At 73.7% G+C, this 12,646-nt stretch carries 10 protein-coding genes and 1 pseudogene; 1 reads left to right on the plus strand and 10 read right to left on the minus strand.

Features of this window, described 5'->3' with window-relative positions; translation table 11 throughout:
* Positions 1 to 74 precede the first annotated feature (74 nt).
* The 10 genes and pseudogenes from OHT52_RS22315 to OHT52_RS22360 all read right to left on the minus strand — a co-directional run.
* Positions 75 to 1,289, minus strand: a complete 1,215-nt coding sequence (locus tag OHT52_RS22315; RefSeq protein WP_328721953.1) for an acyltransferase family protein — start codon at positions 1,287 to 1,289, stop codon at positions 75 to 77.
* Entirely contained in the window at positions 1,286 to 2,362 is a 1,077-nt protein-coding gene (locus tag OHT52_RS22320) for an alpha/beta hydrolase (protein WP_328721954.1), read from the minus strand. Before OHT52_RS22320 ends, OHT52_RS22315 begins: the two co-directional genes overlap by 4 nt.
* 304 nt (positions 2,363 to 2,666) lie before the next feature.
* Positions 2,667 to 3,200, minus strand: coding sequence for a chloramphenicol phosphotransferase CPT (gene cpt / locus OHT52_RS22325; protein ID WP_328721955.1), 534 nt, complete (start codon positions 3,198 to 3,200; stop codon positions 2,667 to 2,669).
* Positions 3,197 to 4,453 (minus strand): MFS transporter, encoded by a 1,257-nt coding sequence (locus OHT52_RS22330; protein ID WP_328721956.1) that lies wholly within the window; start codon positions 4,451 to 4,453, stop codon positions 3,197 to 3,199. Before OHT52_RS22330 ends, cpt begins: the two co-directional genes overlap by 4 nt.
* 182 nt (positions 4,454 to 4,635) lie before the next feature.
* On the minus strand, positions 4,636 to 4,956 hold the full coding sequence (locus OHT52_RS22335) for a hypothetical protein (protein ID WP_328721957.1): 321 nt from the start codon (positions 4,954 to 4,956) through the stop codon (positions 4,636 to 4,638).
* A gap of 41 nt (positions 4,957 to 4,997) precedes the next feature.
* On the minus strand, positions 4,998 to 5,678 hold the full coding sequence (locus OHT52_RS22340) for a response regulator transcription factor (protein ID WP_328721958.1): 681 nt from the start codon (positions 5,676 to 5,678) through the stop codon (positions 4,998 to 5,000).
* A complete protein-coding gene (locus OHT52_RS22345; protein WP_328721959.1) occupies positions 5,675 to 7,147 on the minus strand; it encodes a sensor histidine kinase in 1,473 nt (490 codons plus the stop codon). Before OHT52_RS22345 ends, OHT52_RS22340 begins: the two co-directional genes overlap by 4 nt.
* A 252-nt stretch (positions 7,148 to 7,399) precedes the next feature.
* Positions 7,400 to 8,338 (minus strand): DUF4429 domain-containing protein, encoded by a 939-nt coding sequence (locus OHT52_RS22350; RefSeq protein ID WP_328721960.1) that lies wholly within the window; start codon positions 8,336 to 8,338, stop codon positions 7,400 to 7,402.
* A gap of 86 nt (positions 8,339 to 8,424) precedes the next feature.
* Positions 8,425 to 9,636 carry an alpha/beta hydrolase gene (locus OHT52_RS22355; protein WP_328721961.1) on the minus strand — a complete coding sequence of 404 codons (1,212 nt, stop codon included), beginning with the start codon at positions 9,634 to 9,636 and terminating at the stop codon, positions 8,425 to 8,427.
* 547 nt (positions 9,637 to 10,183) lie between these two features.
* Positions 10,184 to 10,822 (minus strand): annotated as a pseudogene (locus OHT52_RS22360) (TetR family transcriptional regulator); the annotation flags it as partial.
* Between the two features lie 205 nt (positions 10,823 to 11,027).
* Between OHT52_RS22360 and OHT52_RS22365 the strand changes: the two are divergent.
* Positions 11,028 to 12,638 carry an MFS transporter gene (locus OHT52_RS22365; RefSeq protein WP_328721962.1) on the plus strand — a complete coding sequence of 537 codons (1,611 nt, stop codon included), beginning with the start codon at positions 11,028 to 11,030 and terminating at the stop codon, positions 12,636 to 12,638.
* Positions 12,639 to 12,646: the final 8 nt, after the last annotated feature.

The raw sequence follows: 12,646 nt of genomic DNA on the forward strand, positions 1-12,646 counted from the left end.
GGGCGAGCGTACCCGATCCGGGGTACGGGCGCCCGTCCCGTGCCCGTACCCGATCCGGGGTACGGGCACCCGCCTCACGCCAGCCCCAGCGCGAACACCGCGAACCCCGCCGCGAGCACCCCCACCACGGCGTTACGGGCCCGGGTGGTGCGGGTGCCCCGGCGCCACGGGGCCTCGAATCGGCGCGTGAAGCGGGCGAGCAGCACCAGCAGCGCGGCGCAGACCGGCAGCCAGAGCACCCGCGCCGCGATCCAGCCGAGGCTGTCCGGGGCCGTGGTCAGCCCCGGTACGGCACCGGCTCCCAGGAGGGACGCCGGGACGGCGGCGGCCAGCAGCGCCGTCTGGTGCCAGCACAGGATCGTCATCGCCGACAGGTTGACGACCACCACCGGCGCCCAGAGCGCGGGCCGTCGCAGCAGTCGGCCGATCCGGTCGCGCAGCAGGATCGCCGCACCGCTCTGCGCGGCGGCCAGCGCCAGTACCAGCAGCGACGGCGGATGCGAGTTGGTGCGCGCCACGCCCGGCACGCCGACCATCGACGCCGGGTAGTGCCCGACCAGCAGCAGTACCGCGAACAGCACCGAACCGCCCACCAGCAGGAACCGAGCACCGCGCCGCCCGATCCGGCCCATGCCCCAGCCCACGCCGAGCTGGTACGCGAACAGCCAGCCCGGCAGGATGTTCAGCAGGCTCAGCCAGGACGGCACGGCGTCCGCGTACGGCCCGTACCGGAGGAAGTCGACCACCGCGACCGCCCCCAGCAGCGGCGCGGCGCCCCACCCGCCCATCCGTTCCGCGAGCCGTACACAGACCGGGGTCAGCGCGGTGACCACCAGGTAGACCCCGACGAACCAGAGCGGCTGGATCACCAGCGTCGCCCCGGTCCGCAGCGTGTCCCCGGGTACCCCGAGCAGGTGCAGCACCGGAGCGAGTACCGCCCACACCGCCGTCACCCCGAGGACGGGACGGCCCAGCCGGGCCAGCCGCCCGCCCAGCCAGGCGCGGGCGGTGGTCTCGCGGCGGCGGTAGGAGAGGGCGGAGACGTACCCGCCGACCAGGAAGAACACCCCGAGCATCTGGAGCACCCAGCTCACCGGAGCGAGCGCCCCGAAGGCGGAGAGCGGGCTCGCGTTGTGCAGGGCGCCGTCGTCTCCCCGGGTGAACCCGCCGAGCAGCCAGTGCCCGGTCGGTACGGCGAGCAGCGCGAGGGCGCGCATCCCGTCGATCGCGCGGTCGCGGTGGGCCGGGGTGCGGGACTCGATCCGGGCGGCGAGGGTGGCGGGACTCATCGGAGCGCCCCCTCGGTGACGATGCCGGCCCCGGCGAAGTCGCCCGTGGCGATGGCGGCGAAGGCGCGGAGCGAGTCGGTGCCGGGGGCGAAGTAGCCGGTGTGGCCCACGGCTTCGCGGGCCGGGACCCGGCGGGCGCCGAAACCGGGGTCGGTCGGGTCGGTCCCGTGGCCGAGTCCGGCGAACTCGATGTTCGGCACGTCGTCGATCCAGTCGGTGGGGTCCTTCGCCGCCCACACCCGGGCGGTGGTGGAGAGCGCGCCGACACTGCCGGCGCGCATCCCGGGGGAGCCGAGCACCACCAGGTCGGCGACGTGCAGCCGGTGCGCGGCGAGCCCGCAGACCACCGAGCCGTAGCTGTGGCAGAACACGGCGGGCGCCACCAGGCCGTCCGCCGCCAGCCCGTCCGCGAACCGGGCCAGCCGGTCCGCGCCGACCTCCGCCAGCTTCCCCGTGGCCGCGTCCCACCCGACCCCGACCGGCGTGGTGTACCCGGCCCAGGCGATCACGGCGGTGTCCGGACCCGTGGCGTCCCGTAGCGAGACGGCCATCCCGGCCGGAGTCCCGTACGGATCGCCGTCCCGGTCGAACGTGCCCGCGTCGATGTCCGACCCGGGCACCACGACCCCCACGTGCCGGGCCGTCCGCAGGTCGCCGAAGACCTCCGCCACCAGCCCGCGACCGCGCGGGTCGAACGCGATTATCCGGCGCCCCGGTTCGGCGAGCGACCGGTAGCGGGGATCGGTGTTCGCCTTCAGGGCGAGGGCGTTGGCCCGGTAGCGCAGTTCCAGCGGTACGCCGTCGAGGTTGCCGGTCACCGAAGGGTGCCGCACCACGAGTGCCTGCTGCTGTTCGGGGCTCAACGCGGCGAAGAAAGCAGCCACTTGGGCGGGCGTGGCGCTCGCCGGGTCGGGCAGCGCCCGTCCCCGTACCTCGTCGGCGCGCCAGGACGCGCTGCCCGGCGGCGGCCCGCTCACGGCCACCTGCGCACTCCCCGACGCCCAGCCGGCGGTCCCCGCCGCCACGGTGGCCGCCAGCGCGACCGCCACCAGAGTCCTCGCGTACCGGCGCATCCGCCCCTCCTTCCGCTCCGCCGCACCGGACGGCGCGACGGAGCAGAAGGTAGGAAGAGGACGTCCCGGCGGGCGTCACACCGGGGAGCCAACTGTGGGGTACTACCGGGGTAGGGGGTGTGCCGGGTCCGGCGTCGTCCGGTCAGGAGCCTGCCCTCCGGTCGGGAGCCTGCCGTCCGGTCAGGAGCCTGCCGTCCGGTCGGGACCCGTCGTCCGGTCGGGAGCCCGTCGTCCGGTCGGGAGCCCGTCGTCCGGTCGGGAGCCCGTCGTCCGGTCGGGAGCCCGTCGTCCGGTCGGGAACCGTTCACGCGGCGCGGGCGGCGATGGTCCGGGCGCACTCCAGCGACTCTGCGCGCGTGGTGTCCACCTCCAGGTCGTAGACCACCCCCCGGTGCACCGTCTCCGCCTGCGCGGCGGCCATCCCCGGCGTACGGTCGCCGCGCGCGATCTCCCGCCCCGAGGCGGTCTCGCTCGCGCACCGGACGCCGACCCACAGCACGTCCAGCCCCACGAGGGCCTTCTGCCAGTGCGCCTGGGACTCCGCGCCGCCGAGGAAGACGTCGTCGACGATCACCCGGGCACCCGCACGGGCCGTCGCCGCGACGCCCTCCATCCAGGCCGCCTCCAGCCTCCGGAACTCCGCTCCGACGTTCACCCCGCCGTCCGCGGTGAACTCGATCCCGCCGTCGGACGTGTGCATCGACGCGGGCATCGAGTCCACCAGGGTGTCGATCGCGGCGGCGAGCCACGGCTCCGGCAACACCGCCTGAAGGCATCGGACGATGCCGGACTTGCCGGAACTGGAGCCGCCGTTCAACACGATCACCTGAGTCGTCATCCGGTCACCGTAGGGGCGATCGGCGCGGCGGACACCGTGTTTTCCGGCAGGGCTTCGGCGGGGCGGACGCCCTTGCGCCGAGCCCAGCGGACGGCGGGCGGGGCGGCCAGGCCCGTCAGCGCGAACATCGCGCCCACGACGTACCAGCCGGGGCGCCCCCAGGTGATGCAGAGCGAGATGAGCAGGGCGGGCCCGAAGGCCTCGGCGAGGCCGCCGCCCAGGCCGAACACACCGAGGTACTGGCCGGTGGCGTGCTGCGGGGCGAGGGCGTAGGACACCTCGAAACCCGCCGCCGCGTGCCAGAGTTCGCCGATCGTGTGGATCGCCATCGCGACGAGGAGGAGGGTGACGGCGGCCCACGCGGGTGTCCCGGCCGACAGCGAGATCAGGGAGCAGGAGGCGAGGAAGGCCACCCCTGCCCGGCGGTAGGCCGCTCCGCCGGCCGCCGGGGAGGCGACGCCGCGGCCCGCCCGGACCTGGAACAGGACGATGGTGACCGTGTTGAGCAGGACCAGGACCGAGATCAGGGAGTGCGGCGCGGTGGTGGCGCTGACCAGCCAGAGCGGGACGGCCACCGTGAGCACCCTGAACTGGACGGTCATGACCCCGTCGAGTGCGGTGAGCACGAGGTACGGTCCGTCCCGCAGCGCGGCCCAGCGGGGGCCGGCGCTCGCGGGCACGGGCTTCACCGGAGGCAGCCTGAGCAGGGGCACCGCGGATGCCGCGAAGGCGACCGCGTTGCCGATCACCAGGAGCCGGTACGCCGGGACCGTGCCCACCTGGACCGCCCAGCCGGCCGCCAGGGCGCCCAGCGAGATGCCCACATTGGTCACCGCGCGCAGGTAGGCGCGGAAGGCCTGCGGCCGGGCTCCTCCGTAGTGCCGGATCAGCGGGCCGCGCGAAGACTGCCCCGCCGCCTTGCCGCCACTGGCCACACCCACGGCGAGGACGAACAGCCAGAAGCTGTCCGCCCACAGGAATCCCGCCGTGGCCACCGCCTGCACGGCCAGGGTGCTCGCGTAGACACCGCGCGCTCCACGCCGGTCCGCGAGGTGGCCGGCGGCGATGCCCACGGCCAGCGCGACGATCCCCGCAGCCCCGAGTCCGAGGCCCACCCGGCCGGCCGGGAGGTGGACCGCCTGAGTGAAGTAGAGGACTCCGGCGGTCAGATAGAGGCCGCTGCCGAGGGTGTACACGAAGTTCGAGACGGCGAGCACGCGTTGAGGTGCGGTATCCGGCAGCAGTGCGGGCATGAGCAGGCCCTCGTGGTCGAAGGTAAGAGTCGATCAAGCTTCGGGTTTCTTACTTCTGGACGCAACGGAGTTTCCCGTGAGGGGTTTTGGGGAGGGTGGTCGGGCGCGGTCCGGGCGAGTACCCCGGCCCGCCGGCTCTCAGGGCGCCGGCGCGGCGGAGACACGGGCCATCCGGCCGGGCGTCACCGCGAAGGGGTTGGCGCGAAGGGGTTGGCGGGGTTCCGGAACGGATGGGAACCCTCGTCGACCCGGACGCCGTCGCGGGTGGTCCGCCGGGCCACCGCGCCGCACGGGCCCCGGTCGTCCAGGAGCGCGACCGCGAGTGCTTCGGGATCGTTGACGCCGGTGCGGGCGCGCAGCGCCGCCACCAGCCGTTCGGCGGCGTCCGAGAGGACGAGGTCGCGCCGTACCCGGGCGGCGAGGGCCCGCAGGCGGCGCACCTCGTCGGCGTGGGTGGGTGCCGTCGCGCCGGACCGGTCGCGGGGGTCGTTCCCCGGGTTCATGGCGATCAGTCTGAGGGCTGTCCCGCGCCCTCGGCCCGTCCTCAGCTCCCCGGTGTCACCAGCCCCGACTCGTACGCGAAGATCACGGCCTGCGCGCGGTCCCGCAGGTCCAGCTTGGCGAGCACCCGCCCGATGTGCGTTTTCACCGTCTGCTCGGCCAGCACCAGCCGGCCCGCGATCTCCTGGTTGGAGAGCCCGCGCGCGATCAGCTCCAGCACCTCGGTCTCCCGGGGGGTCAGCCCGTTCAGCCGGAGCGCCTGCCCGCTGCGGGAGGCGCCGGACGGCCGCTGGGCGGCGAAGTCCGCGATCAGCCGCCGCGTCACGGAGGGTGCGAGCAGCGCGTCGCCCGCCGCCACCACTCGTACCGCCGTGATCAGATCGGCAGGAGGCGCATCCTTCAGAAGGAACCCGGAGGCCCCGGCGCGCAGCGCCTCGTACACGTAGTCGTCCACGTCGAACGTCGTGAGCATCAGCACCTTCGGGCGGTGCACCACGCCGACCGGTGGGTCCAACAGGGCGCGGGCGGCGGCGAGTCCGTCCATCTCGGGCATCCGGACGTCCATCAGGACCACGTCGGGACGGCGGTCGCGGCTCACCTCTATGCCCCGGCGGCCGTCCGGCGCCTCGCCCACCACGTCGATGTCGCTCTGCGCCGACAGCAGGGCCGCGAACCCGGCCCGCACCATGGCCTGGTCGTCGACGATGATCACGCGGATGGTCACGGGGAATCCTCCGGGGCGGTGGTCGGATCGGGCGGCGGCTGAGGCGTTCGCGGCCCGGTCGGTGGCGGCGGCCCGGTCGGTGTCGGCGGTGGCGTCGGCGGCCCGGCCGGTGGCGGCGGTGGTGTCGGCGGCCCGGCCGGTGGCGGCGGTTGCCCGGCAGGCCCGGGCGGTACGCCACCGGCGGCGGGCGGCCCCAGCGGGAGCCGGGCCGCGACCCGGAAGCCGCCGTCCGGCAGCGGGCCGGTGTCCAGGGTGCCGCCCGTCAGCCGCACCCGCTCCCGCATCCCGACCAGACCATGACCCGTCCCGGACGACTCCAGCGGAGAACCGGGGCGCGGGGAAGTCGCGTTGACCACCAGTACGGTCACGTGGCCGCCGTCCGCCCGGACGGACACCCGGGTCGGGGCGCCCGGTGCGTGCCGCACCACGTTGGCCAGCGCCTCCTGCACGATCCGGTACGCCGACAGGTCCACCGCCGGCGGCACCTCGCCGAGGTCCGCCGCGAGCGCCAACTCCACCGGCAGCCCCGTGCGTACGGTCGCCTCCACCAGCTGCTGCAACCGGTCCAGGCCGGGCTGCGGGACCCGTTCGCCCGCCGTGCCGTCGCCGCGCAGCACCGTGAGCAGCCGCCGCATCTCGGCCAGGGACTCCCGGGCACTCGCCGCGATCGAGGCGAACTCCTCGCGGGTCTCCTCGGAGAGCCCGGCCACCCGGTAGGGCGCGGAGTCCGCCTGCACGGTGATCACGGACATGTGGTGCGCGACCACGTCGTGCAACTCCCTCGCGATCCGCGCGCGTTCCTCCAGCAGCGTGCGCCGGGCCCGCTCCTCGGCGCTGATGGTCTCCTGCTCGACCAGCCGCCGCTGCGCCACGCCCCGCTCCCGTACGGCGGCGCCGGCCAGCAGCACCACCGCGCCGAGGACGAAGAGCAGCAGCGCGCTCGCGCTCGCCCGGTCCGACGCCACCGAGGAGAGCACGAGCCCCGCCGCGCCCGTGGCCAGCCACACGGCCACCAGGGTCCGACGGCTTTCCCGCAGCCCCACCGCGAGGAGGACGAAGAGCTGACCGACGATGACGGTCGGCGGCCAGGGCCAGACCGCGTACGGTCCCGAAGGCTCGGCGAGCAGCACCAGCGCCCCGGCGACCGAGGCGAGGAAGGTGATCCACCAGACCTGAAGGGGCCGGTGGGCCAGCAGGAGCAGGGGCAGCGTCTGGGCCACCGCGAGGGTCGCCGCCAACGCGCCCGGCACGCCCCGGTCGTGGGCCAGCACATTGACCGTGACCGGCAGGAGCGCGGCGGTCAGGGCGACCACCACGACGTACGGGATCATCCGCTGCCACCGCTTCGGGGCCTCGGCGAGCAGCGCGGTGGTCGGGTGCGAGGGCCGCGACAGCCGGTCGGCGAGGGCGCGCGGACGGCTCCGGCGTGAGGGCTCGGACGATTCGGGGGATTCAGGGGTCTCGGACATGGCCCGGCCAGCGTAGGCAGCCGACCGCCCCGCAGGCGTCATACCGGGGTGTCGGAGTGCGGCCCGCCGTGTCATACCGCGGTACGGGGTGGCTCCGGCGGCCGGACGGCTGCCCCGGCTGCGGGCGGGCCCGAGACTGCCGCCTCCGCCGCGGGCGCCGACCGGGTGAGGCGGGGACCCGTCACGGACGACGGAACGGGACGCGGTGACCGCCCGCCGGACCCGCTCCGGCCCCGCCTTCCGTGACCGCCCTCACAACTCCGCCAGCAGCTCGGCCTTCTTGGCGCTGAACTCCACGTCCGTCACCAGCCCCGCCTGGTGCAACTCGCCGAGGTGGCGGATCCGCTCCGCGATGTCCGCCGGATCGCGCCGCGCCGCCGCGCCGACCGGCACCAGCGAGGTCGGTACGGGTACGGACGGCCTGCGGCGGGCCGACTCCAGGACCGCCGCCGCGAACGGCAGCGATTCGTGGACCGGGCCGTAGCCCAGGCCGAAGAGCACGGCCGCCGGGTCCTGGTCGGCCTGGGCGGGACGCTCCGCCGTACCACCCCCGGGCAGTTCGCCGGGAGAGGTGACGCACGGCTGCGCGGGTACGGCCGCTGCCGGGTCGGACGGGTGCGTCAGCAGCCGCAGATAGCCCTCGAACGCCTCCGGGGAACGCCATTCCACCCCGGCCACCCGCTCCACCGGGAACGACTGGTCGCCCGCGCGCCACTTGGCGCTCGACGCGCCCGTCCACGACCAGCGGAAGGAGACCCGCTCCCCGTCGAAACTGGCCCGCCCGTCGTACGCCTTGAACTGCAGCGGGCCCTTCGGCGCCGGGACCAGGAAGTGGTCCGCGGGCTGTCCGGCCTCCGGGCCGAGCACGGCCCGCAGCTCGTCCCGGTAGTACTCCGCGAGGGTCTCCCGGTCGCCGGGCAGGACCAGCCGGTAGGGATCGGCTCCGTCCTTCAACTGCCCCGCGGCCGCCTCCATCAGCGGGTCGGCACCGGGTCTCGGCGAGGCGTGCAGAACCACCGTGCCCCGCTTGCCCGGAGTCATACCGACCGCCGACAGCGCCGCATACGGAATGCGTCGCTCCCGCAGGCTCTGGAAGAGCCTCGGCGTACGGATGCCCCGTTCGAAGCGGATGAGCACGGAGTCGGTGTCGAACTCCCAGGTGGCATGGATTCCAGCCAGCACATCACCCATGTGCCTCATCGTATGCGGCACTCGCCCATACGTCGCCCCCCTGGTGTCAGCCCCGATTCACCGAGCTTCCGCACGATCTACGCGCGTCAGACATCTGTTCCACCGGAAATACCGCTGCGGCACTCGCGATCCGCACGTGCGCAGCCGACCGTCGTATATGAGCCGACGCCGATCGCCGCGAAATTGCGCAGACTCTCCGTACCGGGCTCGAAGTAACCGCTGTGGCCCTGCGCGTCGCCCGCCGAGACGATCCGCGCTCCGAACTCCGGGTCCACGGGGTCGGCACCGTGCCCCAGCCCGCCGACCTCCAGGTTGGGCACGTCCGCGATCCAGTCGTCCTGGTCGCGCATCGCCCACACCCGGGCGTCCGTGCCCAGCGCGGCGGCACTCGCGGACCGCATACCGGGACTGCCGGCGACGGCGATGTCGGTGACCCGGGACGGCAGGCGGTGCGCCGCCACCCCGCACACCACGGAGCCGTAACTGTGGCAGACCAGCGAGACGGTGGACTTCCCCGGCAGAGCGTCCACCAGCGCGTTCAGCCGCAACGCGCCCTGGCCGGCGAGCCCGCCGAGGACCGCGTCCATGCCGATCCCGGCCGGCGCGGTGTAGTCCGCCCAGGCGATGACCGCGCTACGGACGGCGGGCCGGGCGTCCCGCTCGGCGGCGTACAGGGACCTCGCCATGCCGACCGGCGCGCTGTACGGATGGTTCTCCCGCTCCAGTGTGAGCAGTTGGGTGTCCACGCCCGGGACCACGACGGAAACCCGCTCGGCCCGGTCCAGATCGCCGAACACCTCGGCCGCGCGGCCCCGGCCCGACGGATCGAAGGACAGGATCTGACGGTCGCCGGCGAGCATGCCGCGGAAGCGTTCCAGCCGCATGCGCGCCTCGGTGCGGCCGTCGGGAGAGAGCCCGGGATCACGGGTCCGGCGTTGTTCCACCGCCTCCGCGTCATGCAGCGCGTGCCGGTTCGCACGGTAACGCAGAGCGACCGGCACGCCGTTGAGGTTGCCGACCACCAAGGGGTGGTGATCGGCCAGCGAGAGCGCTTGCGTGGCGGACAGCGAGGCGAAGAACCGGGCGATCGCCGAGGACGGCGCGTCCAGGGCCGGTACGGGCCGGCCGGCCGCCCGGGCATGCGCCCAGGCGGCCAACGCACGCACGCGTGGCTCGTCGGAGGGCTGATGGCGAACGGCGGTCCACCCGGTGGTCGCCAGCATCACGAACACGACGGCTATGGCGAGCAGGGCGCGCCACGCGGTCAGAGTGGGGGAGGTGTCGAAGGAGGGATTCACTGCGGCACACCCTAGGAGACGGGTGACGGGCCGTGGTGCGCGGGTGACGTACCTCACTCGACGGAGGGGTTTGTGGACCGTTTTTCTTACGTTCCGTAGCCGGTAGGGGCATGTGGAGTGGATGGTCCGCCGTACGCAGTGGCGTGGGTCTCGCGCTCCGGCTCGCGGTCGGTGACCGCGCCTCCTCGTCGCTCCTTCCCGCCCTCGCGCTCCTCCCCCCGCACCTCCCGGCCGCTACCACCGCCGCGCCTCGCCACCGCCGTGCCTCGCCACCGCCGTGCCTCGCCACCGCCGTGCCTCGCCACCGCCGTGCCTCCCCGCCCCGCGCCTCCCCGCCCCGCGCCTCCCCGTTCCCTGCCGGGAGCCGGGGACGTCACGGACGTCACCGTCCGCCCGCGCGCCCCGGAGAGGCCGGACCGACGACCACGAGCGGACCCGGTGCCGCCCCGGGCGCGAGGATCGGCACCACCGGCGGTCCCGGCGCCACCGGCAGTCGCGGCACCTGCGGCGCGGCCTCGGGCGCCCCGGTGGCGCCCGGCGCCGGGGCGCGCCAGCCGGTGGCGAGCGCCGGGCCGAGCATGTCCAGATGGCTCTGCGCCAGGGCGCGCAGCGAGGCCAGGCTTCCGTCGCCGGACCGCCCCCACAGCTGCCCGGTGACCCGCATCGTCCCGGAGAAGGCGGCGACCGCCACCCGGGGACGGGGGTCGGCGTCCAGGTCCAGCCCTTCCCGCCCGGCGATCACCGAGGCGATCTCCTCCTCCATGGCGATGCAGCGGCGCATGTGCGCGGCCAGCAGCGTGGGCTCGGACTCGATCATCCGGAACGTCCGGACGTGCAACTCCACCGTGGCCGAGGGCGGATCGGAGAGCTCCAGCGCGTCCCAGGAGGCGAACGCGGCCTGCCTCAACGCCTCCAGTGGCGGCTCGTCCGCCGGCCGTCGCAGCAACTCCGCGAGGAATCGCGCCTCCACCATGTCCTGGGTGGCGAAGAGGACGTCTTCCTTGTTCGCGAAGTACCGGAAGAACGTGCGCTGGGAGACCGCGACCGCCTCCACGATCCCGTCCACCGTGGTCCGTTCGTACCCCTGGGTGGTGAAGAGTTCGAGTGCGGCGTGCAGCAGCGCGTCGCGGGTGCGCTGCTTCTTGCGCTCGCGCAACCCGACCGCGCACTCCGGACGCCGGAACAAACCCGTTGCCCGTACCCGCTGTTCGCGGGCCACCGCGGGCTGAGTACCCTCGCGGGCGCCGTCCCGCCGTCCCGCCGGACCGTCCGTCACGTGCCGCTCCTCTCTTGTCGTACCGCCGCAGTGGGCGCCGGTGTGAGCCACCCGACAGTTACCGGTCGGCGAATTGGTTGGTCAACTGTCAGTCGCTGTCACTATTCTCACGGACATGACTAGTCAGACCACTGTCGACAAGGCTTCCCGGGAGCCCGAAGACATCGCAGCTCCCGTGCAGGGCAAGGGACTTCGCGGCCACCCATGGCTGACGCTGTTCGCCGTGGCCATCGGCGTGATGATGGTCGCGCTCGACGGCACGATCGTCGCCATCGCCAACCCCGCCATCCAGAAGGACCTCGACGCCTCCCTCGCGGACGTCCAGTGGATCACGAACGGCTACATGCTGGCGCTCGCGGTCTCACTGATCACCGCGGGCAAGCTCGGTGACCGATTCGGCCACCGCCAGACGTTCCTGATAGGCGTGGTCGGCTTCGCCGCCGCGTCCGGGGCCATCGGCCTCTCCTCCAGCGTCACCCTGGTGATCGTCTTCCGCGTGCTCCAGGGCCTGTTCGGTGCCCTGCTGATGCCCGCCGCACTCGGCCTGCTGCGTGCCACCTTCCCGGCCGAGAAGCTCAACATGGCCATCGGTATCTGGGGCATGGTCATCGGCGCCTCCACCGCGGGCGGCCCGATCCTCGGCGGGGTGCTCGTCGAGCACGTCAGCTGGCAGTCCGTCTTCTTCATCAACGTGCCGGTCGGTGTGATCGCGCTGGTGCTCGGTGTGATGATCCTCAGGGATCACCGCGCGGAGAACGCGCCGCGCTCCTTCGACATCGGCGGTATCGTCCTGCTCTCGCTGGCGATGTTCAGTCTCATCTGGGCGCTCATCAAGGGCGCCGAATGGGGATGGGGCGACACCAAGACGGTGGGCTTCCTCGTCGCGGCGGTCGTCCTCTTCGCGGTCTTCGCCCTCGTCCAGCAGCGCGTCCGCGAGCCGCTGATCCCGCTGGCGATGTTCAGGTCGATCCCGCTGTCGGCGGGCACGATCCTGATGGTGCTGATGGCCTTCGCCTTCATGGGCGGCCTGTTCTTCGTGACGTTCTACCTCCAGAACGTGCACGGCATGAGCCCGGTCGACAGTGGTCTGCACCTGCTTCCGCTGACCGCCATGATGATCGTCGCCTCGCCGCTGGCCGGCGCCCTCATCACCAAGTTCGGCCCCCGGGTCCCGCTGGTCGGCGGCATGGTGTGCACCGCCGTCGCCTGCTTCGGCATGTCGCAGCTGACCATCGGTACGGGCACGCTGACCATGTCGATCTGGTTCGCGCTGCTCGGCCTCGGGCTCGCCCCCGTCATGGTCGGCGCCACCGAGGTCATCGTCGGCAACGCCCCCATGGAGCTGTCCGGCGTCGCCGGTGGCCTCCAGCAGGCGGGCATGCAGGTCGGCGGCAGCCTCGGCACGGCCGTCCTGGGCGCGGTCATGGCGGCCCGGGTCGACTCCCTGCTGCCCGGCAACTGGACGGGCGCGGGTCTTCCGAAGACCTCCGCGGCGGAGCTGTCCCAGGCGTCCTCGGCCATCGAGGTCGGCATGCCGCCCATCGCCCCGAACACCCCGCCGGAGATCGCCGCGAAGATCACCGCGGTCGCGCACGACACGTTCGTGTCCGGCATGAGTACCGCGTTCGTGGTGGCCGGCAGCGTCGCCGTGATCGCCGCCGTGGTCGCCCTCTTCACCAAGCGCGGCGAGAACGCCGAGGCCGGTGCCGGAGTCGGTCACATCTGACCCCTCCC

Source organism: Streptomyces sp. NBC_00247 (assembly GCF_036188265.1).
Lineage (GTDB): Bacteria > Actinomycetota > Actinomycetes > Streptomycetales > Streptomycetaceae > Streptomyces.